Origin of the sequence: Amycolatopsis sp. NPDC004169, assembly GCF_040610315.1 — a bacterium.
GTDB lineage: Bacteria > Actinomycetota > Actinomycetes > Mycobacteriales > Pseudonocardiaceae > Amycolatopsis.
Genome location: NZ_JBEXMD010000001.1, coordinates 230019 through 253883, shown reverse-complemented (window position 1 = coordinate 253883; position 23865 = coordinate 230019). Strand labels below are relative to the sequence as shown.

General features: G+C 66.9%; 28 protein-coding genes, 2 tRNA genes and 2 pseudogenes. 9 read left to right on the top strand and 23 right to left on the bottom strand.

Going from position 1 to position 23865, the window contains the following annotated elements:
* Positions 1–4 precede the first annotated feature (4 nt).
* Both ABZX11_RS01280 and ABZX11_RS01275 read left to right on the top strand, forming a co-directional pair.
* On the top strand, positions 5–646 hold the full coding sequence (locus tag ABZX11_RS01280; RefSeq protein ID WP_176173832.1) for a DUF3566 domain-containing protein: 642 nt from the start codon (positions 5–7) through the stop codon (positions 644–646).
* 49 nt (positions 647–695) lie between these two features.
* A tRNA-Ile gene (locus ABZX11_RS01275) sits at positions 696–769 on the top strand.
* A gap of 71 nt (positions 770–840) precedes the next feature.
* Here the strand turns inward: ABZX11_RS01275 and ABZX11_RS01270 are convergent.
* The 10 genes from ABZX11_RS01270 to ABZX11_RS01225 form a co-directional block, all read right to left on the bottom strand.
* On the bottom strand, positions 841–2106 hold the full coding sequence (locus ABZX11_RS01270) for a hypothetical protein (protein ID WP_354908783.1): 1266 nt from the start codon (positions 2104–2106) through the stop codon (positions 841–843).
* Between the two features lie 188 nt (positions 2107–2294).
* Positions 2295–2894, bottom strand: coding sequence for a hypothetical protein (locus ABZX11_RS01265; RefSeq protein WP_354908781.1), 600 nt, complete (start codon positions 2892–2894; stop codon positions 2295–2297).
* 904 nt (positions 2895–3798) lie between these two features.
* Positions 3799–4986 (bottom strand): site-specific integrase, encoded by a 1188-nt coding sequence (locus ABZX11_RS01260; protein ID WP_354908779.1) that lies wholly within the window; start codon positions 4984–4986, stop codon positions 3799–3801.
* Positions 4970–5200 (bottom strand): helix-turn-helix domain-containing protein, encoded by a 231-nt coding sequence (locus ABZX11_RS01255; RefSeq protein ID WP_247059664.1) that lies wholly within the window; start codon positions 5198–5200, stop codon positions 4970–4972. The genes ABZX11_RS01260 and ABZX11_RS01255 overlap by 17 nt, the downstream gene beginning before the upstream one ends.
* Positions 5197–6756, bottom strand: coding sequence for a DUF3631 domain-containing protein (locus tag ABZX11_RS01250; RefSeq protein WP_354908776.1), 1560 nt, complete (start codon positions 6754–6756; stop codon positions 5197–5199). Before ABZX11_RS01250 ends, ABZX11_RS01255 begins: the two co-directional genes overlap by 4 nt.
* Positions 6756–7286: a hypothetical protein gene (locus tag ABZX11_RS01245; RefSeq protein WP_354908773.1), complete on the bottom strand. Its 531-nt coding sequence runs from the start codon at positions 7284–7286 to the stop codon at positions 6756–6758. The genes ABZX11_RS01250 and ABZX11_RS01245 overlap by 1 nt, the downstream gene beginning before the upstream one ends.
* Positions 7287–7313: 27 nt before the next feature.
* Complete coding sequence (locus ABZX11_RS01240; protein ID WP_354908771.1) at positions 7314–7598, bottom strand: hypothetical protein; 285 nt, start codon at positions 7596–7598, stop codon at positions 7314–7316.
* Positions 7599–7736: 138 nt separating this feature from the next.
* Positions 7737–9908: a cell division protein FtsK gene (locus ABZX11_RS01235; protein WP_354908767.1), complete on the bottom strand. Its 2172-nt coding sequence runs from the start codon at positions 9906–9908 to the stop codon at positions 7737–7739.
* On the bottom strand, positions 9908–10696 hold the full coding sequence (locus ABZX11_RS01230; RefSeq protein WP_354908764.1) for an ABC transporter permease: 789 nt from the start codon (positions 10694–10696) through the stop codon (positions 9908–9910). The genes ABZX11_RS01235 and ABZX11_RS01230 overlap by 1 nt, the downstream gene beginning before the upstream one ends.
* Positions 10697–10787: 91 nt before the next feature.
* Entirely contained in the window at positions 10788–11021 is a 234-nt protein-coding gene (locus ABZX11_RS01225) for a hypothetical protein (RefSeq protein WP_354908761.1), read from the bottom strand.
* A 142-nt stretch (positions 11022–11163) separates the two neighbouring features.
* Here ABZX11_RS01225 and ABZX11_RS01220 point away from each other — a divergent pair, with 142 nt between their 5' ends.
* A complete protein-coding gene (locus ABZX11_RS01220; protein ID WP_354908759.1) occupies positions 11164–11517 on the top strand; it encodes a winged helix-turn-helix domain-containing protein in 354 nt (117 codons plus the stop codon).
* Here ABZX11_RS01220 and ABZX11_RS01215 read toward each other — a convergent pair.
* A complete protein-coding gene (locus tag ABZX11_RS01215) occupies positions 11514–11714 on the bottom strand; it encodes a hypothetical protein (RefSeq protein WP_354908756.1) in 201 nt (66 codons plus the stop codon). The genes ABZX11_RS01220 and ABZX11_RS01215 overlap by 4 nt on opposite strands.
* 185 nt (positions 11715–11899) lie before the next feature.
* Between ABZX11_RS01215 and ABZX11_RS01210 the strand changes: the two genes are divergently transcribed.
* Positions 11900–13315: a hypothetical protein gene (locus tag ABZX11_RS01210; RefSeq protein ID WP_354908753.1), complete on the top strand. Its 1416-nt coding sequence runs from the start codon at positions 11900–11902 to the stop codon at positions 13313–13315.
* Here ABZX11_RS01210 and ABZX11_RS01205 read toward each other — a convergent pair.
* The 5 genes from ABZX11_RS01205 to ABZX11_RS01185 form a co-directional block, all read right to left on the bottom strand.
* A complete protein-coding gene (locus tag ABZX11_RS01205) occupies positions 13274–14170 on the bottom strand; it encodes a phosphotransferase (protein WP_354908750.1) in 897 nt (298 codons plus the stop codon). The genes ABZX11_RS01210 and ABZX11_RS01205 overlap by 42 nt on opposite strands.
* 132 nt (positions 14171–14302) lie before the next feature.
* On the bottom strand, positions 14303–15100 hold the full coding sequence (locus ABZX11_RS01200) for a Scr1 family TA system antitoxin-like transcriptional regulator (protein WP_354908748.1): 798 nt from the start codon (positions 15098–15100) through the stop codon (positions 14303–14305).
* A gap of 3 nt (positions 15101–15103) precedes the next feature.
* Positions 15104–15364 carry a hypothetical protein gene (locus ABZX11_RS01195; RefSeq protein ID WP_354908745.1) on the bottom strand — a complete coding sequence of 87 codons (261 nt, stop codon included), beginning with the start codon at positions 15362–15364 and terminating at the stop codon, positions 15104–15106.
* Positions 15351–15650, bottom strand: coding sequence for a hypothetical protein (locus tag ABZX11_RS01190; protein WP_354908742.1), 300 nt, complete (start codon positions 15648–15650; stop codon positions 15351–15353). The genes ABZX11_RS01195 and ABZX11_RS01190 overlap by 14 nt, the downstream gene beginning before the upstream one ends.
* Entirely contained in the window at positions 15647–15859 is a 213-nt protein-coding gene (locus tag ABZX11_RS01185; protein WP_354908740.1) for a hypothetical protein, read from the bottom strand. Before ABZX11_RS01185 ends, ABZX11_RS01190 begins: the two co-directional genes overlap by 4 nt.
* Before the next feature lie 133 nt (positions 15860–15992).
* Between ABZX11_RS01185 and ABZX11_RS01180 the strand changes: the two genes are divergently transcribed.
* Positions 15993–16481 carry an NUDIX hydrolase gene (locus tag ABZX11_RS01180; protein ID WP_354908737.1) on the top strand — a complete coding sequence of 163 codons (489 nt, stop codon included), beginning with the start codon at positions 15993–15995 and terminating at the stop codon, positions 16479–16481.
* A 33-nt stretch (positions 16482–16514) separates the two neighbouring features.
* Positions 16515–17729 (top strand): helix-turn-helix transcriptional regulator, encoded by a 1215-nt coding sequence (locus ABZX11_RS01175; protein WP_354908735.1) that lies wholly within the window; start codon positions 16515–16517, stop codon positions 17727–17729.
* A gap of 21 nt (positions 17730–17750) precedes the next feature.
* On the opposite strand, the gene ABZX11_RS01170 is transcribed toward ABZX11_RS01175, so the two are convergent.
* Positions 17751–18110 (bottom strand): hypothetical protein, encoded by a 360-nt coding sequence (locus ABZX11_RS01170; RefSeq protein ID WP_354908733.1) that lies wholly within the window; start codon positions 18108–18110, stop codon positions 17751–17753.
* Between the two features lie 914 nt (positions 18111–19024).
* Entirely contained in the window at positions 19025–19576 is a 552-nt protein-coding gene (locus ABZX11_RS01165) for a hypothetical protein (protein WP_354908731.1), read from the bottom strand.
* A 202-nt stretch (positions 19577–19778) separates the two neighbouring features.
* Here ABZX11_RS01165 and ABZX11_RS01160 point away from each other — a divergent pair, with 202 nt between their 5' ends.
* A complete protein-coding gene (locus ABZX11_RS01160) occupies positions 19779–20099 on the top strand; it encodes a hypothetical protein (protein WP_354908729.1) in 321 nt (106 codons plus the stop codon).
* A gap of 305 nt (positions 20100–20404) precedes the next feature.
* On the opposite strand, the gene ABZX11_RS01155 is transcribed toward ABZX11_RS01160, so the two are convergent.
* From ABZX11_RS01155 to ABZX11_RS01135, 5 genes and pseudogenes are all read right to left on the bottom strand, one after another.
* Entirely contained in the window at positions 20405–20716 is a 312-nt protein-coding gene (locus ABZX11_RS01155) for an N-acetyltransferase family protein (protein WP_354909192.1), read from the bottom strand.
* Between the two features lie 283 nt (positions 20717–20999).
* Positions 21000–21635, bottom strand: a pseudogene (locus ABZX11_RS01150) (methyltransferase domain-containing protein); the annotation flags it as partial.
* Entirely contained in the window at positions 21632–21964 is a 333-nt protein-coding gene (locus ABZX11_RS01145; protein WP_354908727.1) for a metalloregulator ArsR/SmtB family transcription factor, read from the bottom strand. The gene ABZX11_RS01145 and the pseudogene ABZX11_RS01150, both read right to left, overlap by 4 nt.
* Before the next feature lie 57 nt (positions 21965–22021).
* Positions 22022–22147: pseudogene (locus ABZX11_RS01140) on the bottom strand (transcriptional regulator); the annotation flags it as partial.
* Between the two features lie 144 nt (positions 22148–22291).
* Positions 22292–23158 carry a pentapeptide repeat-containing protein gene (locus ABZX11_RS01135; protein ID WP_354908725.1) on the bottom strand — a complete coding sequence of 289 codons (867 nt, stop codon included), beginning with the start codon at positions 23156–23158 and terminating at the stop codon, positions 22292–22294.
* Positions 23159–23538: 380 nt separating this feature from the next.
* On the opposite strand from ABZX11_RS01135, the gene ABZX11_RS01130 reads away from it, so the two are divergent.
* On the top strand, positions 23539–23706 hold the full coding sequence (locus ABZX11_RS01130) for a DLW-39 family protein (protein ID WP_176173827.1): 168 nt from the start codon (positions 23539–23541) through the stop codon (positions 23704–23706).
* A gap of 30 nt (positions 23707–23736) precedes the next feature.
* A tRNA-Ala gene (locus ABZX11_RS01125) sits at positions 23737–23809 on the top strand.
* The last annotated feature ends 56 nt before the right edge of the window (positions 23810–23865 follow it).

Genomic DNA, 23865 nt, shown 5'->3' with positions numbered 1-23865 from the left:
CTTCGTGACACCGACCGAGAATCCCGAGGCAGCGGGTTCGAACGGAACGCCGGCGAGCCCACCCTGGCAGCGGGTCGACAAGGAAGGCGACGCCGAAGCAACGGTCAAGCTGGCCACGGAGGACGCCCCGACGGTCGCCGCCGAGCGCCCGGTTGTCACGGGCACCGCAGCCCCCCGCCTCTTCGGAGGCAGCGGGGACACCCCGCCGGCCGGCGCCGAGGTCCCCCCGGCATCGGCGCAGCGAGCTCGCCCGAGCGCGCTGCGCCGCCCGGGCCGCGGCCCCCGCAGGGCATCCCTGCAGGTCAAGCGGTTCGACCCGTGGTCGGTCCTGAAGCTGTCCCTGGTCCTCGGCGTGGCGATGTTCTTCGTCTGGCTGGTGGCGGTCGGCGTCCTGTACACGGTCCTGGACGGAATGGGCGTCTGGGACAAGCTGAACGGAACGTACTCGTCCCTGGTCGGCGGCGAAGGGGCCAACGCCTCGGCAGAACCCCTGATCAGCGCGGGCCGCGTGTTCGGCATCGCGGCGATCCTCGGAGCGATCAACATCGTCCTGGTCTCGGCGTTGGCCACGGTGAGCGCGTTCATCTACAACGTCTCAGCCGACCTCGCAGGAGGCCTCGAGGTGACCTTGTCCGAACGGGAGTGACCCGGTTGCAGGGCCCCTTCGGGGGTCCTGTAAAGTTCTCCTCGTTCAAGGGCCTATAGCTCAGGCGGTTAGAGCGCTTCGCTGATAACGAAGAGGTCCCAGGTTCAAGTCCTGGTAGGCCCACGCAGGTCAAGCCCGGTTCGCGTCTCGCGGACCGGGCTTTTGCGTGACCTGGGTGACAATCTGGGTGACTGTCAGCCTGGCGTGGCCTTGGCCGTGCTCGCCGTCGTCTGCTCGGCGACGAACCGCTCCCAGCGCGGCCCACCACTCTCGCTGAGCCAGGCAACCAGTTGCTGCCGGTCCGAGTGCTGGTCGAGCGCCCGAGTCAACTTACTGCGGCGCGTCAGCCCTTCAGACTGTGCGAACGTGAGGTACTCGCTGAGAGCAGCTCGAACGTCCGATGCGAAGCCTTTGACAGCTCCCGAATCCACTTCGGGCATGTTCTCACCGTGAACCGCATTGTTCCGGACTTCGTCGTACAGCCACAGAGCGGTTTCAGGGTGTCGGAATCCGCCCGTCACCACATGGCTGAGCATCGCACGCCGGAACGCGAGCTGCTCGCCCTTCAAACCGCTCGACTTGTCGCCGAGCAGCGCTTCGAGTGCAAAGAACTGGTATAGCAGTGCCACCAGTGGATCATCTGTGAAGACGGCGCGGTCGATCCAACGCAGGGCAACGTCCGCTTTGCGCTCGATGTCACTGGCTGGCTCGTCGACCAGGCGGGCGGTGGGGTGTTCGCGTACCGCGTCGATCAAGGGCCGGATGGCCTGCAGAGTTCCCGTCCGGGTGTCCATGGCGCGCCACTCGCCGGCGCCATTGTCTAGCTCGGCGACAGCTCCGACGCGGAAACGCAACTGCCCAATGTGGAAGCTGTACCTGCCGAGGAATGCGACTCGAAGGATCCGTAGCACGCGCTGCACCCGATAACGGGCTCGCTCCATCATGCGCTCAGGGCTCGTGCCGCTGACCTCGACTTCGGCCATGCAGCCCGAATGGGCACCAAGGCCCGGCACGTTGCGTCGCACGGCCGGCAGCGCATCCGCCGGTGTGAGCTGAATCCCGAAGATGTCGACCGGCTGATCGACAGTCAGGTAGTCGATCTCGACGCGGCACACACTGATGAACGGGCTTTGAGCATGCTCGTCGATGAACCTGTTGACATGGTCAGCCTGGCGGTCGAGCTGACTTTGATCCACGAGTCGCCACAGCTCATCCCGAGGCGCGTCGAGGTACTCGAAGCGTAGGTCGGCAGCGAGTAGCTCCGCTGCGGCCTCGACGGCTTCGACCACGCTCCGCCCGAACGAGACGTAGTTGCCCCGCTGGCCGGGTACAACCCGGGTCATTCCATGTGGATCTCCGGCTTGACGTGTGCGCGCGACGGTCTGGACCCGCTTCAGGGCTTTCGTTGTTGCGCGGTCGGAGGGTGTCACCAAGCTATCGTCTGTCGTGACCTCGGTCACGTCGAGCGATTAATTTCGTCGCCACGACTGGCCGAGCAGCTTCTCCCAGCGGCTTGATGGTCGGTTCCGGGAGTCCTTCGGGTTTGATCAAGGCAGGACTCAGGTCTTATATCGGTCGCTGCTGGCCAGATGCAGTCCTAAGCCCACCGCGTTGGCGTGAACCGCCGAAGCGTAGCCGGGACGTACGGTTAACTGAGCAAGATCGGCATGGACTGGCAGATGGCCCACGCCTCGACGGGGTCCAGCACGCGGGGAGGCCATGTCGTCGGGTGCGGATCGGGCCAGAGCGGAACAAGTGCGCCATGAAAGGTATAGGTGAGGAGGTTCCACGTCGAGTTTGCAAGGACCGGGTCGATGATGGTGTGCAGCAGTAGCGCCCCGAGGCCAATGGTCACCGAAAGAATGTTCGGCGGGTCGTCGAGGTTTGCCGACTGGCCGTCCAGTGCATACAGCATGCCGCGGCACTCGGCGCGCAGCGCCCAGTCCTCGTCGTCCACCGCCGCCGCCCAGACCATGCATTCGGAAGTAGGCCGGCCAGTGTCGTAGAACTCCCGGTAGACCTGCGGGAACACAGCCGGCTCCGAGCCAGTTAACTGCGCCATGAGGCTGGTCTTGACTGCCCAGGCCGCGATAACGGTTGTCGCCTCGGCGGCGAGTGGCAGCGCCAGTGAGCCGCGGATCATCGCGGACAGCAAGGGGCGTGCCTCGGCCTCAAGGTCATTCATGAAGCCGTTGTTGCACGGGCCGCATACCGCCTTGACAGTCATGGCGTTGAACGTCTCCACCATCTCTCGATGGTGCGGGCCGTCGACCGTGTGTTCGGGTCGGAGGAGTACAGTCGCTTGGTCTTGGCCGCGGTATCGCGCCTGCTCAGGCAGCACGTTGCTCAACCAGCGCGGAATCACGTGCTCCCTGGTCAGGCCGGAACCACCGCAAAACACGCAACTTCGGGCCATGCGAGGCAGTTTGATCCCCACGCTGGCCACGCACAAGGCATTTCCGCTCCGCCGGGCGCCTGGGCAGGCAGGCGCCACAGCATCGCGGCCTCCTCCTTGATGGAAGTAGACGTAGTCGATAGCTGCGGACGGCCGGTCCCCAGGGCGTGCCCCTCGACAGAGGCACGTCCCGGAAGGGCACGTAGCACGGTGCTCGCGGCGAAGAACCACCGCTCATCGCGTAGTCACCTGCTCTTGAGTCGCCGTAACCGACACGGGTCCAACATCCACAGAACTACCCGGGAACTGCAAGATGCCGATGATCCCGCCAAACAGCACGACCACGAGCACGACTGCGAGCACCGCAGCCCGGATCGTGTTACCCGTATTCGTGACGATCGTCGACAGCAGTTGAGTGACGTCTACCTGATTCATAACGCCTCCGATAATTGATTAATTTCCGATGTTCACCTCCTGTGTGGGCGAACTGTCAAGAGACTACATTTGACCCTACGTTCGCCGTCAAGATGACTTTGACCTGCGAAAACGTTCGCGAGAAGTGCATCTATTGTCAGAAAAATAACCAGGGCCATCTAAAGGCATTTGTAGGCTGGGCGTCTATAGGTAAACAACGTAACGTATGGATAACGAACGAGGCTGGCGCTGGCCGCGCCGCCTTGAAGGGAGCTGTCGGTCCCCGGCATCTGGCGAAGGGCGGTCCGCACGGTGCAACCACCCTTCGCCCTGACGGAAGCATCTAGGCAGCAGAATCCGGGAAGATCGCGTCCATCGCTTTTGCGCCATCCTGGATCACCGGTCGCAGTTGGTGTCGGTAGACCAGTTCGGTCACCTTCGTGTCCGAGTGCCCCACCAGCCGGGAAATCTCCTCGATGGTGAGGCCGCTGTCAGAGAGCAGCGACACGAAGCTGTGGCGCAGCTCGCGCGGCGTCCAGTCCTTCGGTTCGAGGCCCGCCAGCTTCAGAATGCGTCGGAAGCCACGGCGGACGTTGGCCGCGTCGAGCTGTGTCCCGACGTCCGACGCGAACACGATGCTGAGTTCGTGCCACCGGTCGCCGGCCGACTCGCGCTGACGCTTCTGGCGGAGCTTCTGTCGCTCCAGCGCGTCGACCGCCCTACCGGGAAGCGCGAGCGAACGCCGCGACTTTTTGGTCTTCGTGTCCCCGCCTGCCCGTACCGACCGCCATACGTTGACGTGCGGAGGGATCGGCGGCTCCGCGTCCAGCTTCCCGAGTAGGTCGACCTCCGGCCACGCCAGCGGGCGCGCCTCCTCGGTTCGCGCGCCGGTCAGAAGCGAGACCACCGTGTAGTCGCCGTACGTGGAGTCCTCCGCCTCCGCGGCGGCGAGTACCGCAACCGCCTGGGCGAAGGTCAGCGACTTCGACGGCCGTCCGTCGCGGCCAACCGGCAGCTCGTCACACAGCAGCACCACGTTCCGGATGCCCTTGGTCCGCTTCGCCGCTCGGTTGATCGCGCGCCTGAGAATCGAACGGAGGTCCTGAAGCGTGCGCGTGGCCAGATCCTCTGCCTTCTCCTCCAGCCATGCGTCGACATCATCAGCGGTCAGTTCCTTCGACTGCTTCGGGTCCAGCAGCAGTCGCGCACCGAGTGAGGGGACGATGTGCGTCTCGGCCAGGATGGTCAGCTTCTCGACGGTCGCGGCAGTGCGACCGTTAAGGCCGTGCCGCAGCCAGTCTCGAACCGCCTTCTCGACCGTGAGCCCGCGGACCGCAGTGGCGGTGCCCTCCTTCTTGCGCTCGACGAGCCGGTCGAGGGCAGCCTTCGCCTCCGTCTTCGTCTTGCCGCTGGCCTTGCGCGTGATGCGCTTCCCGTTCGGCCGGTAACCGATCGTCAGTTCCGCGATCCAGCGCTGTCGGTCCTCGGACCAGTACAGGCCGCCGTCTCCGCGGCTACGCCGACTCGCCATAGCTGACCTCCGCTTCCTTCATGAGCAACTCGACGTACTGCTGGATGGCGACGGCCGGCACAAGGCGGGCGCGTCCCTGCTTGACCGAGCGCAGGCGGCCCGAACGGAGCTGTTCGTAGATGACCGAGCGGCTCATCGAGAGCAGGCGCATGGCTTCGGTGATCCGGTAGAGGTGCCGTTCGGGCACGGCGACCGGCATGGGTACGGCGTTCATCGATCCCCCTCGGTGTCGTGGTCCGGCTTGGCAGGCGCGACGTCCGCGACTACCGCGACCGGGCTGGTCAGCGCGGGTGCGAGCGGCTGTTGGGTTCCGCGACCTTCCGCGACCCGGGTTGCGCAGGTCGCGGCAGCGCCCGGCGCCTCCGCGACGCGTGATGTGGCGGTGACCTGCGGGGTCGCGTTGGTCGCGGAGGTCGCGCCGGTTTCGGGCGGTGGGAGGTAGCGGCTCCAGGCGTCGGCCAGGCCGCCGTCGCCGTCGATGCGGTAGCCCTTGAGCGTCTTGCCGTTGACCTTGAGGTCCTTCGGCCGGACCAGGTACCGGTCGAGTTCCTTCGCGAGACGGCGGCTGTCGAGCGGCTTGCCTTGGACGTCGGTCCACGGGCCGTCTTCGATGGCGTGCAGCTCGCGGATCAGCTCGGCAGTGACCATGCGGTCGGTGTTCTCGACCGTGAAGATTTCACGGACGTCGGCCAGCAGCCGCACGCCGATCGACGCCGGCTGTGCGGTCGCTTCGAGCACGAAGTGACGGCACGCCTTCCGAGCTGTCTCCGGCCAGTGGCCGCCGGCCGCGTCCGCGATCGCCAGTAGCGGCCGCCAGATCTCCGCGGCCCGGTCGCGGACGCCGTCCGGGCGTTCCGGTCGTGCGCGGCTCACCTGGTCGCCGACGCGACCGACCCACTCCGCCAGCTCGGCGCGCACCGGTGCCGACTCCCGCTCGACGTCCTCTTCAATGAACTCCTCGACCACCTCGTCGAACCGGCGTTTCCGCATGTGCACGGTGATCGCGCGGGTCGTGATCGTGTCCGGCATGCCGCCGGCGATCCCGGCGAGCGCGACCGGCGCGTACACCGGAAACCGCGTGACATTCATGCTCTTGGCGTCGCCGACGCACCGCGTCACTGTCGCCGACCGCTTGTAGCCCGCGTTCAGCAGCGCGCGGAGGTCCTCGTTGTTCCCACCCGTCTTCGGGTTGAACACCGCGTCGATCTCATCGAACAGCAGCGTCATCGGCCCGTCGGCGAGCATCCGAAAGATGGCAGCCGGGGTGATGCTGATCGTCATCTCCGGCTTGGCCACGAGGTACTGCGCGACCTCCAGAACGCGCGTCTTGCCACTCCCCGGCTCCGCCGAGTCGAGGATCAGGCGCGGCGTGACGTAGAGCCGCTCGGCCACGTGGGTGTGCGCGTACCAGAGCGCCAACGTCGGAGCAGCGTGCTCGTTGGCGAAGGCGGAGAAGCGCGACACGAACGTCACGACCGCGTCGAGGACCTCGTGACCCGGCTTCGCGAATGCACCGGCCGGCGCCGGGCCGAGCCATGTCAGCGGGTCGGCCGGCGCGGACTCTGGGAGCGTCTCGCTCGGCTGGGCGCCGCCGTCCTCCGCGGGCTGGGCCGCGATGTGGCGGCCGCGCCAGAAGCGCTGGCAGTTCTCCGAGCAGAAGTCACCGGACGGCGAGTCGCCCCGCGGCCGGCCGCACTGCTGGCAGTTCGGTGCCGGCTCGTCGGAGATCACGAAGTCGATCACGGACAGGGTGTCGTCGAATCCAGACATCAGGCAGCCACCTCCAGGCGTGCGGTCGGTTCGTCGTCGCCTCCGGCCTCGCAGTAGCGCCGCCACAGGTCGTCCAGGCGCTCGGTGTCGTCGAGCTGGTGGCGGAGAACGTCGGTCGGCGAGTCGTCTTCCACTGCCTGCACCAGGCGGGCCGCGTGCTCCCGGACGGCGCGGCGGTAGGCGTTCTTGAGCACGACGGCTTTCAGCCAGGCGCCGTAGTACGGCGGCGGCAGGATCGGGCCGTCGGTGTAGGTCTCGACGATCCAGAGGCCGAGGCTGTGCAGGCGGTGCGCGCCGCCGGACCGAGGTTCGGTCGCCGTCCTCTCCCGGGCGTGGTCCATCACGGCCATCGGGGTCGGTGCGTGGCCCGCGCCGGTCAGCTCGATGACCAGTTGGAGGACACGGGCGGCGATCGGCGAGCCGAAGTCGTCGGCGCGCATCCCGGCGAGCAGTCGACGGGCGCCGGTCAGCCGAACCTGCATCACGCAGCCCAGGAACTGACGCTCGGGGTCGAGCAATGTGGTCTTCATGGGGTGGCCTTTCGGTTGAGCTGCGCGTCAGCGGCTGTTGTCGCGGCGGTCGCGGTCACGGAGATCGCGGTACGACCGGCGGGCGCGGAGGCAGGAGTTGTAGGCGCGGCGGCCGGCGCGGAGCGTGCGGCCGGTGCCGTCGCACCGGCGGCAGAGCCGGATCGCGCGGAGCAACGGCGAGCGGAAAGCGCCGAAGCCACGGCAGGAGCGGCACGGCTTGTAGGGGTAGACCGCGCACGACCATGAGTAGCCGAGAGTGACGATTGTGAGAACGAGCAGGAGCAGGACGGTCGGGTTGCTGAGGGGGTTCAACGGAGCCTCCGGGGCTGTTTTTGGCCGCACTCGGCCCGCGCCTCTAGGTACTAGGGCGCTGATCAGCGGTGTTGTGGTGGTCTAGGGAGGGCTCTAGGTCTAGAGGGACGAGGCTCTAGACCTAGAGCCCTGCGCGAGCTAGCCGCTCTTGCGGTTCCGGTCACGCTCGGTCAGTGCGTCGGCGATCCATTCGCGCTTGACGCCCATCCGGTTGGCGCCCTTGCCGGTGTCGACGTCGTTGCCCCACACCTGCTTGGTGGTGATCCCGAGCGGTTTCAGCGCGGTGGAGAGCTGCGTTGCCTTCGCCGCGCCGGTGGGCAGTTCGGCCCACGGGCCGTAGACCGCCGGGCGCAGCTCGGCGAGCCGGTCGACGATGCGTTCCGACCACGCCTTCTCGGCGTCGCCGATCGCGGTCAGCACGTCGGCGAGCAAGGTGCTCGTGTCCTCGTCCTCCTCGGGCGTCAGGTCGAGGCCGGCGGCGTAGCCGGTCAGCCGTCCGGCCGCCAGCCGTGCGGTTCGTGCGCGGGCGGCGACCTTCTCGGCGTCCGGGCCGTCGATGTACACGCCGCGGGTGATGCGCGGCTCGTCGCCTTCGCCGGCCAGGTACCCGATGCCCTTGTCCCGAAAGGACAGCGTCGTGGCCCGGATGCCGTTCCGGTACGACGAGGTCCCGAGCACCATGTCGTTGGCCTGCTGGCCGGTGACCTTAAGACAGAACCGCATCACCGCGTTGTCGCTGATCGCGGTCGGGATGCTCTTCGCGTCCGGCCGCTGCGTCGCGAGGATGATCACGATGCCCAGCGCTGGGCCGCGCTTCACGAGGTCGGTGCAGACCTCCTCGATCTCCGCGCCGTACTCCGGGTGCTCGAACCACTTCTGACACTCGTCGACGCCGATCACGATCGGGTGCAGGCCAAGGGACTTCTTGCCGGCCAGCTCCGGCGTGACCTTGTTCTCCGGGCACAGGTCCTTGGGCAGCTCCCGGATCACCTTCGCCCGCCGCCGCAGCTCGTCGGCGAGCGCTCGCAGGTCGGCGACGGCATACGCGATGTCCTCCGGCTCGTCGCCAGCGCGGTACCGGTGCGACACCGGCGCCAGCGGCGAAAGGTCGCCGGTTCCCTTGAGGTCGAACGAGTGCAGCTCGGCCCGCGGGTCCAGCGCGGCGATCAGCAGCAGCTCTCGCAGCGTGAACGTCTTGCCCATCCGCGGGATCGCGCCGATGACCATCGAGATGAACATCAGGGTGATGTCCACCCACCGGCCGCGCTGGTCGGTGCCGAACGGCTGCGGCTTGAACAGGTCCACGGTGCCGGGCTTGCGCAGCGGCCAGACGGCCTGCCGCGACTTGGACAGGTCCTGGTCACCGACCCACAGGACCATCCGCCCGGGGTGAACCTCGGCGTTGCCCTCCGGCCAGACGCAGCCGAGGGGACGGCCGAGGCCGGACGCGAGCTTCGCCCGCCGCTCGACCACTTCGGACACCGTGACGCCCGGCGGAAGGTCGACGTCGGCACGCCACCCGGGGCCATCGCGGGTGATCGGCGCCGTGAACCCGATCGCGTTCGGGTTCTTGGTGAGGGCCTGGTTGATGCCCGCGATGCCGAGCACCGACAGCGCCTGAACAATGTTGTCACTCGTGAGCTTCTGGACCTGCGTGGACAGGACGGCGCGAGACGACACCACCGGGTTGTCCCGGGTGGACCCGAGCTTTCCGAGCAGTCCAACCGAGATGGCGCCGCAGGCCCAGATCACCCACTCCGGAAGGACGTTCGGCAGCGTGAACACCAGGACCAGGCCGACCGTCGACACGAGACCGAGCTGAATCAGCCGGAGTACGACTCGTCGATCCCGCTGTTGTGACAGCTTCAGGTAGAGATCGGCCTTGTCGGCCGTGGCCGTCTCCGACCGGGCCGGGCGCCCTTCGGCGTCGGTCACGTACCGGCCGGTCGCTGCCAGCAGGAGGAAGAGGCCCCGAGGGAAACGCACCGCGAGCCGAAGCGCGTAGAGCGGCGACCGGGCCGCGTGGTAACCGGCCTTGTGCGCGTAGTGCTTCCCCACCCACTTCGCGGCGTCCTTCGCGTCGGCGGTCGACTTGAGGTAGCTGGGGATGATCGCCTGGCGGTTCTGCGAGCGGAGGCGGTCCAGCCACGACGAGCCGTCGGTGACCGGGCGGTCCACCGGGATGGCCGGCGACTGCTCCGCGGCCTCGTCGCCGGACTCGGCGTCGATGACGAACGGGTCGGCCTCGACCGGCCCCGTGCTGGGGAACGCGATCACGCGGCCGCTCTGCGATTCGTTGGTGGTGCTCATCAGTCGTTCACCTCCTGGTCGGTGGTGTCGCGTACGAGGTGTGCGAGGGCAGCGCCGCAGCCGAGGACGACCACCGGCAGGCAGGAGACGAGCGTGGTCACCGGCCAGGGGGCGCGTTCGACGTCTGCGGCGGACATCAGGTGGTAGGCGACCTGACCGACCATCCCGAGGACGAGCGAGCCCAGGGCCGACCACTTCGCGAAGCTGCGAACCCGGTGGGTCCGGGTCGCCGGGGACAGCCAGACCCGCAGGGCGAACGCCGCGTAGGTCTCGACCCCGATCGGGAGCGTGATCGCCGAGTTGATCGTCAGGTGGTCCCAGATCCCCGGCAGGAGCTGGATCGGGCCGAACCCGGTCAGCCTGCCGAGACCGACCCAGCCGCTCCAGACGGCGACGAACGCCGGCAGGGCCAGGAGGAGCACCGGCCACAGCTTGATCCGCCGCACCTTCTCCGGCGTCGCGCCCGGGTCTGCGGTGACGTTGACCTGCGGCTCTGCCTCCTCCGGGGCCGGTTCGTCCGAGGTCTCGGACTCCTGATCCGGTTCCTCGACCTCGGCTGGTTCCGTCACCGCGTGCAGCTTCCGCACGGGCTTGGCGTTGGCCTCCTCGTTCAGCGCGGCGAGGATGGCGCGGGCCTTCGGTGCACCCACCTTGAACTCGGTCATGATCCGGTTCCGAGAGGGGCACTCGCCCAGGTCCGCGGCGAACTCACGGACACGGGGCAGCAGATCGGTGACCGAAGGCGGGTACGCGCTTCGGGTGTTCGTGGGCGTGTCGAGCCCTACCATGGGTGTTCTCCTGACTGGCTTGGAAGTGGTTGGGAGAAGCCCGGTCCGGCGGGTGGTTCTTGGCGGTTCCGTGCGCCGGGCCGGGGCGGCTTCAAGCGGCCGCGCCGGGACTGTCCGAGCGGCCCCGAAGGGCCGAGCTGACGTTCTGGCGGCTGATGCGCCGGACGTGTCGATGCGTCGAGGCCCGGTCCGTGCTCCGCGCCAGGCCGGTGCTCGCCGCTTCCTGGTCGTGAGCCGTCACGAAGTACTCGGCGATCAGTGCGTCGATGTCCGACTCGGTCAGTCCGTCCGGGGCATAGCTGGGCAAAGGGATGAGGTCATCCATTGGTGTGAACTCCAACGACTTGTAGGTCTCCCGCTCGGGAGCGGCCGGTGTCAACCGGGCTCAACGTAAGTCCTGTCTATTAACTCTGTCAACTGACATGACGCAACTGAGTTGCGCAACTGAGTTGCCTTACGCTGGTGCCATGGCATCTCTGGACCCGGACGATCCGCGTGCGCCGTTTTTGCAAGTAGCCGCCGGCCTCCGGAACGCGATCGCGTCCGGCGAGTACGGTCCTGGCGACCAACTGCCGACCTACCAGGAACTGGCCGATTCCTGGGGGGTCGCGGTGAACACGGCCAAGAGCGCCGTTGCCCACCTCAGGGAAGAGGGCCTGGTGGTGATCCGGCACGGCAAGGGCTCGTTCGTCCGAACTCAGCCGGCCGAGCGTGACTCCGCGGTTCGCTCCGAGGCTTCGGGAGACGAGCGGGTCTGGCAGGCCATTGCCGAGATCAGGAAGCGCCTCGGCGAGATCGAGCGGAAGCTGGGGGAGAACTAGCCGAACAGGGCGCGGAGGAACTGCACGACGCCGTCGATCACCGCGCCGGTGCCGTGTGCGGCTCCGCTGGCCCAGGTCGCCGAGTCAGCCGGGTACTTGACGATCAGCACGACGATCGCGAGTCCGATGACCAGGCTGATCGCCTTGCCGACCAAGCCGCCCCCGCTCTTCATAACCGGGAAGTTGTTCTTCGCCATCACGGTCTCCTTTCGTTCCGCGACGGGCCTGGAGGCCGGTCCGGATCGGGGTTTTCGATCCGGCGTTGTCGCTGATGAACTCAGGAAACCGCGCAGGGGCGGGGGTGCAGCAGTGTGCACGCGGGGGTGCATTTCTGCACGTGGGGGGTGCACGGGGGGTGCTTTAATGACCTTCGGAGGTACCGGTGGTCGACAAGGGGAAGCAGCCGAACGCACTTCTAGCTGCGGTTATGCGACAGGCGGGGGCGACTAACAAGGGCTTCGCTCGCCGTGTGCGCGAGCGCAGCCTGAGAGACGGCGGCGAGCTTGTCAGCGCGGACCACGTGTCGGTCAAGCGCTGGCTCGACGGCACGAAGCCGCACCCGCGCACCTGCCAGCTGATCGCCGGCGTTCTCGGCGAGCTGCTCGGCCGACCTGTCGGCCTGGAGGAGATCGGCTTCGGCGGTGGCGCCGAGACCACCTCGGATGACGTCGGCCTGGAGTACCCCGAGGAGATCGCGCACAGCCTGGTCGCGCTGGGCGCGATCACCGAACTCGAGCTGCGGACGCCGAAGCGGGTCGGCCCTCTGGCAGTCGTGCCGGAGGCATGGAGCGGCCTGCTCGTGCGGTGGCTGACCGACTCCGACGACGAAGGGTCGCGGCCGCCATCCGAGCCGCGCTCGATCACCCTGGTGGACGTCGAGGCGGTTCGCGAGGCAACCGCGATGTTCAGCAGCTTCGACTACAAGTACGGCGGGGGCCGGCCGAAGTCGCTCGTTGCCTCGTTCCTCGACCAGGAGATCTTGCCGAACATCAAGCACGTGTCCCCGCAAGACCCAGTCGGCCGGGAGTACTTCCGGGAGGTCGCTGCCCTGACGCGGCTCGCTGGCTGGACGGCCTACGACACGGGTGCGCACGGACTCGCGCAGCGGTACCTCACGCAGGCGTTCCGCTTGGCGAAGGCGGCCGGCGACAAAGCGCTGTGCGGCCGAATCCTCGCGGGCATGTCGCACCAGGCGAACTTCCTCGGGCACTTCCAGCGAGCGGTCGACCTGGCGCGAGCGGCGTACAAGGGCGCGAACGGCTACGCCACTCCGACCACGATGGCACTGTTCCACGCGATGGAAGCGAGGGCGCTTGCGTCGCTCGGCAGGGCAGAGGACGTCACGGCCGCGCTGCTCACGGCCGAACGGTGGCACTGCCAGGGCATCCGGGAGAACGACCCCGAGTGGATCCACTACTTCGACGAAGCCGAGCTACACGCCGAGTTCGCGCACTGCTTCCGCGACATCGGGAATGCCGAGCTGGCGAACCACCACGCGGCCGCGTCGATCGCGGCCTCGGAGTCGACTTACGTCCGCAGTCTCTCGTTCTGCCGGACTGTGCTGGCCACGTCGCACCTGCAAGGCGGAAACCTCGAAGAGGCGTTGGACGTGGCCAGGTCGGTGGTCGAGACCGCGGCGAAGCTCAAGTCGTTCCGGGTGATCTCGTATCTCGACGACTTCCGCGGACGGCTGGGCGGGCATGCCGGCGACCCGTTGGTGAAGGAATTCCTCGACTTCGCCAACATCCACCTGCCGTCAGAAAACCTTCCAGTGTCGGGGCGCCTGGTCGTCGCGTAGGTCGCTGATCCGCTTCTCGACCTCGGCTTTGACCTCGGCGGACTCGTCGACGGTCTGCGAGAGCCACATGGTCATGTTCAGCTCGCGGGTAGCCCTGACCACGGGGAACCCCTCCCAGCTGATCGGATCGAACCCGTACGCCTCGGTGTACGAGTCGTACTCGGCTTCGGTGGCCCAGCCGAACGCCTGGTGGCGTACCGAGAGCACGGCCGCGTCCCACTCACGCGGTCCGTAGGCGAAGTCCTCGAAGTCGATCAGGTTCAGCGTCCCGTCCGGGGCGCGCATGACGTTCCCGGGGTGCGCGTCGCCGTGCACGGGACCGGCGGGAAGCGGGAACTCAAGGGCTTGGAACTTCTCGGATAGTTCCTCGTACCGCTCGCGCAGGAAGTCGAGGTCAGCCTCGGGGAGCTTGCCCTTCAGGGCTTGCAGCCGCGGTTCAACCTTCGGCATCGGGGAGAACGCCGGCAGGCGGAAGTCCTTCGGATGGGGGAGCGCGTGGAGGTCGTGAAGCAGCTTCCCGAACTCCGCCGGCGTGATCGGGGTGTCGTCCTCTTCGAGGCAGTTCCAGAAGGTGACGGGTAAGCCGTCCTCGATGAACGGCTGTTCGGCGCCGGGTAGCGACGTGGCAGCGGGGAAGGCGTTCTCTGCGAGCCAGCCGGCGACGAGCACTTCCTTCGTCGCCGCGGGGATCGAGCGTCCAACGCGGACGACGGCCGAGCTGTCGGCCAGGCGGAAGATGGCGTTCTCCCCGAATCGGACCCGCTTCGCGCCGGCCGCGTCGAGCCCGGCGAAGGCACAGGCTGCCTCGAAGACGGCTTGTGTCCGCTCTGACGTGAAGGCCTTCGTCGTGGTCATCAGACTCCTCTACCGGGGTGCCTCAGCCAGGCTAGAGCTTCGGCGGGAACGTGTGCGCGGCGAATGCCGCGCGGGTGGAACCCGGCCGGCGCGCCGCCGCAGGGAGGTCAGGACGCGCCGGCCGGGAGCTGGTCAGCGCCACCCGGTGTCGGTGGCATGGCGCTGTAGCGCCTTGGCGGTCTTCCTGTAGGCCGTCACGGTGTCCTCGTGCGTGATGAAGACGGCTCCGCGGTGGTGTGGCACGGCGACCGTGAAGGCGCCAGCACGGTTCTCGTACAGAGTGAATCGCTCGACCAGGCCGGGCGGGCACTCGACGGCCGGAACGAGACGGACGGACATACGCGGGTGGCGTGTCAGAGCGATCACCGCGTCGAGCTGGGCGCGGAACTCCTCCGCCGAGCCGAAATCGGAACGAGTAGCGGCCTCGCCGATCAGGTAGGTGCGTCGCGGCTCCGTGCCCGTCGGCGAAGTGAGTTCCTGGACCGTCTGGGCGAGCGATCGGCGGCCGGCGTCGGAGCTGGGCTCGACCAGGCCAGTATCCCGCAGCGCGCGGGCGTACTCGACGGTCTGCAAAGCCTCCGGAATCAGGGTCGGCGACCACTCGAAGACGTGCGTCGACCGCTGCTCGTACGTCGTCCGCAGGAGGTCTTCGGCGCGCCCGGCGTGGTCGATGAAGTCGCGTTCGTGGGCTCGACGGGCGAGGTCGACGAGCTGATCGCACACGGCAGTCGGCGAGCGTAGGACGCCGAGGATGTGCGCCACGGTCGTGTCCGGCGGTATGCGTTTGCCGAGTTCGAAACTCGACAGCACTCCCGGGTGAAGATTGATCATGTCGGCGAGCCGGCGGAGGCCGACGCCGCGGCGGGTACGGGCGTCGCGGAGGCCGTCTGCGAGCGCGATGAGGGCCGGTCGGGGTGCAGCGTCGGTCACGGTTCAACCCGCTCCGTTCAGTCGTTGAGTGTCTTCGCTCGGTACGTCCAGCAGACTCACCAGATCGACGTCGACGCCGTCCAACTCGCCGGCGCGCCGGGCCAGTGCGTCGCCGACCTGCGCCAGCTGACGGGCGAGTGTGCGCAACGCCGCCGCATAGCGCGCGTCGTTGGGCTGGAGGGTCAGCAGCTCGACCGTCACGCTCCCGATCTTGGAGTTCATCTTCGAGAGGCCGGCCAGCAGTTCGCGGTCACGCGCGTGCACGCGGCACCTCGATTCGCCGGTGCTCGTTCTGGCTCACGCAGACAGGGCAGACCCGGCCAGGTTTCGGGATCACCCGACCGCGGCTAACGCTCGGGCGGTCGTGCTCCAGCGGAAACGGATCGTTGATCAAGCACCAGGGCAGCAGCAGGACAAGGCGCGGGTTCGCCATCTCCGAGTGCAGGTACAGGTGAGCCCAGCCGTCGCCGTCGGTGAACTCGTGCCACTCCCAGAAGTCACGCCGAGGGCTGGGCGGACGCCGGACCGGGCGGTCATCCAATGCGGTCACCGAAGCCCTCGCTCGATCTCGAACGCCCGAAGCGCGGTGGCAGCCTGCTCCCAGTCGGCATCGGTCATGTCCGCGTGCGTCTTCGGGTGCTGAGCCGTGCTCCAGTCGATCTCGTTGAGCCGCTGGCCGCTGGTGTTGAACAGCGAGGCGCCGCACCAGAACGTCGGCCGGTCCTTGCGCCCGGTCGAGCCCCCGTCTTGTGCCGTCACCTGATCAACTGTCGTCGAATCCGGACACTCAAAACACAGCCGGTAACCATGATTTCGGCAGGTCAAAGCCTATGAACTAGGCGTGAAAGGCATAGATCAGCGGGACGACGCTCGCCGCCGGTAGCCTCGCCTCGTGGACTTGCTCCCCTTCGACGAGTACGTGCGCTCGCTCAACCGCAAGCGCATGTCCGCCGGCGTCCTCTTTCGCGACGAGGCCGACCGTGTGTTGTTCGTCGAGCCGTCGTACAAGCCGCACTGGGACATCCCGGGCGGTGCGTGCGAGGAGGGCGAGCCGCCCTGGCGGACGGCGGCTCGGGAGGTCGCGGAGGAAGTCGGCATAGATCGGCCGCTCGGCAACCTGCTGGTAATCGACTACATCCCGGACGACTCGCGCATGCCGGAGGGGATGGCGTACGTCTTCGACGGCGGCCTGGTCGCCGAGGCCGAGATCAAGGCCCTGACGATCACGGACCCCGAGATCCTGTCGGTGGAGCTGCTGCCGCTCGACACCGCGGCATCGCGACTGAAGCCAATCCTCGCGCGCCGCATCGGGGTTGCCCTCGACGCCGCGCGCGCCGGTGAGCTGCTGATATGTGAAGACGGCAGGCGCATAGCGCAGTAGTCTGGTTACTGCGTGCACACAGTCGGAGGACGGATGACCGCTCACAACCCGCTCGCCGAGAACCTGACGCGCATCCGCAAAGCTCGCGACTTCTCCCAAGAGGGACTCGCCGAGGCTGCCTCGGTCGGCGTCGACACCGTGGCGCGCATCGAGCAGGGCACTCGGACGACCAGTCGTCCCGCCACCCTCCGGAAGCTCGCGGCCGCGCTCGGCGTCCCGGTCGATGCTCTGCTCGGCACGATGCCGGCGCCGCACTCTCGCGATGTCGACGTGGCTCCGCTCCGACGGGCGATCACCGCGGACGCGTCAATCCCCGGCCTTGAAGACCTGGCCGACACTCGCGAGCTGCTGCCACTCCCGGAACTCACGGCCAGTGCGCATGCTGCCTGGCGGGCGTACGTCGACGGGCGCCACGCCGAACTGCTGTACGCGCTGCCGGTCGTCCTGGCCGACGCTCGTCGGGGTGTCCGCGACACCCGCGACGAGGAGCGCGCCGGCGCGCACCGCGTCTTGTCGACCGCGTACCGGCTCGGCGCCGGCATCGCGGGCCGGCTCGGCTTCGATGACTTGGCGTACACCTCCGCTGCGCGGGCGATCGAGGCCGCGGCTGAGTCGGACGCTCCCGAGGTTGAGGCTGCAATCTCGCTGCGTTACCTGGCGTGGACCCTGGTCCGCCAGGGCCGAGCCGAAGATGCTGAGCGCGTGGCCACACAGGCGGCCGCCGCGATCGAACCGCGGATGCTCGACCGCGACCCGATACGTGCCGGCGTGTTCGGCAACCTGCTGTTCAATGCCGCAACCGCTGCTCTTCGGACCGGAAGCGCCGGCCGTGCTGAGGACCTCCTTGCCGCCGCACACGCTGCCGCTATCCGTTCCCGGAGCGACACGGCCTCAGAGGCCGCGATCTTCGGCCCGCGCGTCGCCGCGCTCCAGAACGTCGAGCTTGCGGCGCACGCTGGCGATCCCGAACAAGCCCTCCGCCTGGCGGCCGCCGTGCCGGACACGATGGGCGATGTCCCGGCCTTCTGGGAGGCGGGGCATAGGCTACTTCTCGCAGCTGCGGCTGTCGATTTACGTCACGATCAGGACGCCTTGACTTGGCTCTCCGAGGCACGAGATCTTGCATCGGACTGGGTGCGATATCAGCCACTCGGTAAAACCACGATGCGGCGTCTTGTCGATCGAGCAACTCGGCGCCGAGGCCCGATTTTTGCCGCGCTCGCCAAACACTATGGTGTAGTGGAGTAGTAGGCTAAACGACGCTTGTAATCACTCAGGATCTTCGCTGCTCAATTCATCGAGTAGTTTGTCCAGGTTATTGTCGACGTCGAGGGCGATGTAGCGGGCGGCAGAGTACAAATCGGACAGCAAATTTTGCACGCCTAGGTCCATGTTGATGAGGTGATCAACCTCCAGGCCATTCTCGTTCTTAATGTACATCCCGTAGGGTCGTTGACCGTCGCCGTCTACTGACTTTACTGTAATGGTGTTCCAAGTTGTCGAATAGTCGAACTGGTCGTCAGCTCCAGGGTAGTCGCGCGCCTCCCATTCAATTTTCCCCGCTTCTGTTCTGGCTAGCAGCGCTTCGGCGATTTTGATGAGCCTCTCGTCGTTACTTTTCGGTGGCACTATCTTTTCCCTCTCCGAAGCTGGCGACTTGCCGCGCGGCGATGGTGCCAATTTCTCCCGTCACTCGGGCCATGGCTCGCCGCAGATCTTTCGTTAAGTCAGTGAGGTCTGTTAGGTTGTCCAGGCCGTGAAGGCTCAACTTGGTGTCTGCTGCGATCGTTACCGAAGACTGGATCGCGCGCAAAGTTCGCTTCTCGTCGGGGCTGGATATCTCCAAGTAGACCCTTACCTCTGCGGCGTGTAAACGCCACAGTCCGATCCAATGTCGAAGTGATTCGACCGACTTGGTGTCGACTGCGCGATCTACTTCGGCTTCGATCCAGTTCAGTTGCGGTAGAAGTGCAGCCAAATTTATAGTTCGGACTTGGTTCTTGATTTCATGTGCTGCGCTAGTTGCTGCCTCGGCGGCACTCTTCGTCTTTCGTAGTTGCCAAATTGTTATCCCGAATCCGACCAAGGCTAACGGTATCGAGAGATTTGTCGCAAGGTGGTCAACCCACCAATAGACATCTGACCAATTCAGAAAACCTCATCCCTCTCAACACCTTGTTTATGACAGTGATGTCTGAAGAATACTGACCGTGAGCTACGTAAGCAACAGGCTCCATCTCTCCGGGTGCTCAAACCTAAGGCGCGATGACCGAAAGGAGGAGTGAAAAGATCACCGCATCCACATGATCTTTGTGGGACGATTGCTGTAGTCGTCACCGAAGCGACATCCACACGTGCCGAGATCCGGGCATGTGGGGCTTTGTCCAGGTAAAAGGACCCCTGATCGATTCATGCGATGCTGCGCAGGCTGGAGCGGGGGCCGGATGGTGAGATCCAGCCCCCGCTTCGGGGTTCCGCCGTCCGCGCAGTCAGTCTCAACCGTTCTCAGATAGGGTCGGGCGGAGTCATGTGCGACATCTCGCTCAAAGCGAGTTCCTCGGCAGTCGCAGCGTGAAGTCCTCCCATGCCGCGTGGGCGGTTTTTGCGCGGCCGGTGAAGCTGCTGATCTGCCCCGCAAACCACATGTCTTCCTCTTCGGCCAGGTCCTCAGCGAGGTAAAGGTAGATCTGCTTACCCAGGCCGCGAGCGAAGCCGAGTTCGACGAGGCTGCCGTAAGCGTCGCCTTTGTCAATCCATGCGAACACGTGCGTGGCTTGCTCGATCGCCGTCAGGCACCGCTTAACGACGTCAGGGCGGGAAAGTCCCACGTACGCTTCACCACAGGCTGCGCCGCCGGCCGCCACGCCGTGGGTGTTCTCGCCGTGAAAGCAGCCGTGGTCGTCACCCAGGAAGTGCGGTCCCACATAGAGCGCACCCGGAAGGTCGACGATCGGGTTTACGGGCCACGGCGGTTGGATCCCGGTCCGATCGTTCCCATAGTCGTATTCCTTGCAGACCGGCAACAGCTGCGTACGCCAGCCGTTGTGTTCGATCTTCCCGACCGCGTAGATCTCAATCCCCTGGTAATCCGGCATCCCGGCCTCCTCATCGCGTGAGGAACCGAATGGTAGCCGGGCTGCCGAGTACCGCGCCCGCCTAGACTCCGGCGCAGGCTGATTCAGGGCCAGTAGGACCGCGCAGACCGGCCAAACGCCCTCCAAGCGCCCAGTGCCTGCCAGCCTTCCCGGGTGCGTATCTCGCCCAAACAAGGCGATGCCGACGAGTACGGTTGTAGCTATGGCAGGTGCCGCGGAGGCGCAGCTCAACAAGCTGGGGCTGCAGATCGAGGAGTTCGACTTCGGTCGTCACGACGAACCGGACATCAAGGGGTTTGCATCGTTGGAGTGGTCGGATCTCAATCACACGACGTATGTAGCCCGCTTGCTCGTTAGGCCGGGAACGTCCGGGCGGGAGCGGGAGGGGTTCGCGTCCTGGTGCCTAGGAGCGGTGGACCGGTGGGTCACCAGCGGCCCAGAGGTGGATGGTTGGCAGCGGCGGGAATCCGACGCGGGCTGGCAATTATGGTGCCGCCAGGTGATGCTGCCGTCGATGGACTGACCTGCGCTCTCGTCGACCGGCCGACGATCTTGCGGGAGAAGTTTCGAATATGTCAGCGGTCCTGCTCCAGGCTCGGGCGAGTGACATTGTGAGTGACAATCGATGCGCTGGTCTGAGGACTTCCACGGACGTTCGCGGACTGCTTTTCTGCAGGTAGGTGCCCTGGATCCAAGGTCAATAACAGCTGATCTTGCCCTGATAACGAAGAGGTCCCAGGTTCAAGTCCTGGTAGGCCCACGCAGGTCAAAGCCCGGTTCGCTTCTCGCGAGCCGGGCTTTTTGCTGTCTGCCTGACTAACAGCCTGACTACCGGTTCTCAGGCGACGCGATTCCTGAGGCGGCGCTTCGCCGCTCGATCATCACGACGTCGCGCCACTGGCCATGATGCCGGCCGATCCGTTCGCGGGTACCGAGTTCGCGGAAGCCTGCGCGGCGGTGGAGCGCTCGGCTCGCCGTGTTCTCGGGGAAGATGCCGCTTTGGATCGTCCAGATCCCCGCGTTCTCGGTCGAGCGGATCAGCGCGTTCAGGAGCGCATGGCCGACGCCTTGACCGTGCGCGCTCGGCCGGACGTACACGCTGTGCTCGACAACCCCGGCGTAAACGCAGCGGGAGGACACGGCGCTGACCGCGGTCCACCCGAGCACCTCTCCAGTGGCATCGAGAGGCCACGAGCCGATGCGCCGGCAGATGAACGGCGTCCCACGTGGCCCAGTCGGGGGCGGTGGTTTCGAAGCTGGCGTGCTCGGTGTCGAGCCCGGCTTGGTAGATCGTCAAGACCTGCTCGGCGTGGTCGGCCGTCATCGGGACGACCAGGTGAGGTCGGGTGGCACGGATGATCGCCGAGTGCAGTTTGTCGCCGACTTCGTGGGTCAGCCGGACGTCGATGCCGGCGAATCCGGCGTCACGCAGGAGAGCGCGGTAGCGGTCGGCGGTGAGCGCGCCGCCGAGGCACTCGACCACGCCGGTGCGGGCGGCGCGTTCGGCGTCGGTGAGCGTGTCGTCGGCCACGATGTCGGTGATCCCGAGCTGGCCGCCGGGTCGCAGGACTCGGGCGATCTCGGCGAACACAGCCGGCTTGTCGGACGACAACGCGATGACGCAGTTGGAGATGACGACGTCGACCGAGGCGTCCGGGAGCGGGATGCGCTCGATCGTGCCTTTGACGAACTCGGCGTTCGTGACACCGGCCTGCTCGGCGTGGCGGCGGGCCAGGGTGAGCATGTCGTCGGTCATGTCCAGGCCGATGGCGCGGCCGGCCGGGCCGACGCGGCGGGCGGACAGCAGGACGTCGAGACCGCCACCTGAACCGAGGTCGAGCACCGTTTCTCCGGGGTGCAGGTCGGCGACGGCCAGCGGGTTGCCACACCCGAGGCTGGTCGCGGACACCGCGGCCGGGATGTCCTCGCCGGCGTAGTGCACGGCGCCGAGCCGTTCGGTGTCCCCGTCGCCGGCGAGCAGGCCGGTTCCCGCACCGTCCAGAGCCCGCCGGGCAGCGGTGGCGTAGCGCTCGCGGACCGCGTCCTGGTCGGGGCTCATCGGGTGGTCTCGCAGGTGACGGCGGCGAAGGGCAGCACTCCACGGCCCATGACGACGTCGGCGGCGGTCGGGAAGCAGGACACGCAGCGCTGGTTGACCTGGTAGAGCCGGGCGGTGCCGCGCGGCTCGGCGAGCACGAACCGGGCTTCGGTGAGGATCTTCAAATGGGCCGACACCGTGGACTGGCCGACCTCGACCTGTTCGACGATCTGCCCGACCGTCATCGGCGTGCCGCTGGAAGCCAGCAGGTTGAGGATCTGGACCCGGGTCGGGTCGGCCAGCGCGCGGAACCAGCCCGCGTAGGTCTCGGCAGTGTGGCGATCGAGCACAACAACCCCCTTGATCGTCCATCGACGATAAACGATTAATGGAATTGCCGGAAGGGTTCAGGGCGTGGCGGGGACCAGCACGGCTGAGAGGCGGGCCAGCACCTCGGGGTGAACGCGGTAGTACACCCAGGTCCCGCGCCGTTCGCCGGTGATCAGGCCGGACTCACGCAGCACCTTGAGGTGGTCGCCGCCCCGGCCGCGTGCTGCACTCCTGACGCGCAAACCGGCCAGGTCGACAAGGTCACGCAGCCGGAAGGCTGCTGCTCGTGACCGTCGACCACATAAGCCGATCGCTTGCACGTCGTCGGCTGAGACTGCCCCCCGCGTCTACTTGGGCACGAGCCTGCCGTCCCGCTCTTCGTATGCCGATGGCACGTCGAGGTGGGTCGCCGAGCTGACCCGGGCGTCCGTGAGGTCGGCTTCGGAAAGGTCGGTGCCGGCGCAGTTCGCGCCTCTCAAGTCCGCTTCGATGAGGTTCGCGCCGGCGAGCTTTGCGCCGCTGAGGTTCGCGAGTTCGAAATCCACGGACGCGAAGTCCATCGTCCGGAGGTCGGCCTCGCTGAGATCGATGGTGACGCCGGCCCAGAACAGGTTCGGCCTCGTCAACGGCTGCCGGTGGCGGCGCAGGATGCGTTGCGCGGTGAAACGGACCTGCGCTTCCTGCATCCGGTCCTCGTAGCGGTCGTGGTGCTCGGCCGGCGCGCCCGCGGCCGGTTCGGCCGGCAGCGCGTATCGCATCCGAAGGTAGGCGCAGATGACGTTGACGATCGTGGAGCGCTGGCTCTTCTGGGTTTCCCCGAGGCGTTCCAGCGCGTACAGACCACCGAGTCGGACCGGGGCTTTCGCCGAACCCAGCTGTTCGACGGCCTTCGTGTAGAGCTCGGTGACACGGCGTTCCGTTGCGTCGTGGGTCGCGTCCGCGGCCGTCCGCTCGTGGTGGTTCTGGCGGCGGATGGCGAGCAAGAGCGCGAAGATGCCGGTGGTGCCGGCGCCGACGCCGAGGCCGGTCTTGATCGCGTCTACGCGTGCGCTCCCCGGATCCTTCGCCGCAGCGGCTTGCTCCAGCAGCCAGTCGATCGCGACCCAGCCCACGGCAACCACCACGACAGCGGCCGCGATGACGACCTGCCAGCTCACTCCCGTCCGGGTCCGTGGCGCGTGCAGGCCGAGCCGTGCGGGCTTCCACTTCGTCACGCACGGTCAGTCGCCACCGGGCAATGTGGTGCTACAGCGGAAACACCGGTGCACAACAGAAACAGGTCAGCCCTGCCGGGAAGAGAAGGCCGGCAGGGCTGAGCAGTCACGGTCGGCGGGCCGCACGGTCGCCTCTCGGCGAGTGGCGCATCGCGGTTCCAGCCGAACGGAACTCCGCGAAGGCAGTGGTTGAAGCCCGGGGGACACGGTGGGCTCACCGACCATCCGGTACAACCACCCGGCCGCCACCACTATTTCCGAGCGCGTGTGACGTGCGTTACCAGTGGTTCCACGTGGAACGAACGAGGACCCCGAACCCGCGCCGCGGGGCGTGCAGTAACATCACGGGGTAAGGGAAGCAAGCTGAGAAGGGGGCTTCGGTGAAGAAGCTGCTGGCACTCGCCGTCATCGCGGGCGGCGTCCTGTTCGTCGTCAAGCGCAACAAGGCGGCCAAGGCCGAAGCCGAACTCTGGCGCGCGGCGACCGCGCCGGTCCCCTCGACCAACGGCACCACCCCGGCCAAGCCGGCCGGCGCTTCCCACAGCTGATCTCCACCGCGGGCGAGCCGCCCGCGGTCCGGGGCTGTAGCTCAATTGGTAGAGCACCGCCTTTGCAAGGCGGGGGTCAGGGGTTCGATTCCCCTCAGCTCCACAACCCGAAGCAAACGAACGGCCCGCACCGGTGTGCGGGCCGTTTCCGTACCCGGG

Bases quoted from the DNA above. Each gene is read 5' to 3' on its own strand.
- ABZX11_RS01265 (WP_354908781.1), bottom strand. From the start codon at position 2,894: ATGGTGGAGACGTTCAACGCCATGACTGTCAAGGCGGTATGCGGCCCG.
- ABZX11_RS01260 (WP_354908779.1), bottom strand. From the start codon at position 4,986: ATGGCGAGTCGGCGTAGCCGCGGAGACGGCGGCCTGTACTGGTCCGAG.
- ABZX11_RS01255 (WP_247059664.1), bottom strand. From the start codon at position 5,200: ATGAACGCCGTACCCATGCCGGTCGCCGTGCCCGAACGGCACCTCTAC.
- ABZX11_RS01250 (WP_354908776.1), bottom strand. From the start codon at position 6,756: ATGTCTGGATTCGACGACACCCTGTCCGTGATCGACTTCGTGATCTCC.
- ABZX11_RS01245 (WP_354908773.1), bottom strand. From the start codon at position 7,286: ATGAAGACCACATTGCTCGACCCCGAGCGTCAGTTCCTGGGCTGCGTG.
- ABZX11_RS01235 (WP_354908767.1), bottom strand. From the start codon at position 9,908: ATGAGCACCACCAACGAATCGCAGAGCGGCCGCGTGATCGCGTTCCCC.
- ABZX11_RS01230 (WP_354908764.1), bottom strand. From the start codon at position 10,696: ATGGTAGGGCTCGACACGCCCACGAACACCCGAAGCGCGTACCCGCCT.
- ABZX11_RS01225 (WP_354908761.1), bottom strand. From the start codon at position 11,021: ATGGATGACCTCATCCCTTTGCCCAGCTATGCCCCGGACGGACTGACC.
- ABZX11_RS01220 (WP_354908759.1), top strand. From the start codon at position 11,164: ATGGCATCTCTGGACCCGGACGATCCGCGTGCGCCGTTTTTGCAAGTA.
- ABZX11_RS01215 (WP_354908756.1), bottom strand. From the start codon at position 11,714: ATGGCGAAGAACAACTTCCCGGTTATGAAGAGCGGGGGCGGCTTGGTC.
- ABZX11_RS01205 (WP_354908750.1), bottom strand. From the start codon at position 14,170: ATGACCACGACGAAGGCCTTCACGTCAGAGCGGACACAAGCCGTCTTC.
- ABZX11_RS01175 (WP_354908735.1), top strand. From the start codon at position 16,515: ATGACCGCTCACAACCCGCTCGCCGAGAACCTGACGCGCATCCGCAAA.
- ABZX11_RS01165 (WP_354908731.1), bottom strand. From the start codon at position 19,576: ATGCCGGATTACCAGGGGATTGAGATCTACGCGGTCGGGAAGATCGAA.
- ABZX11_RS01160 (WP_354908729.1), top strand. From the start codon at position 19,779: ATGGCAGGTGCCGCGGAGGCGCAGCTCAACAAGCTGGGGCTGCAGATC.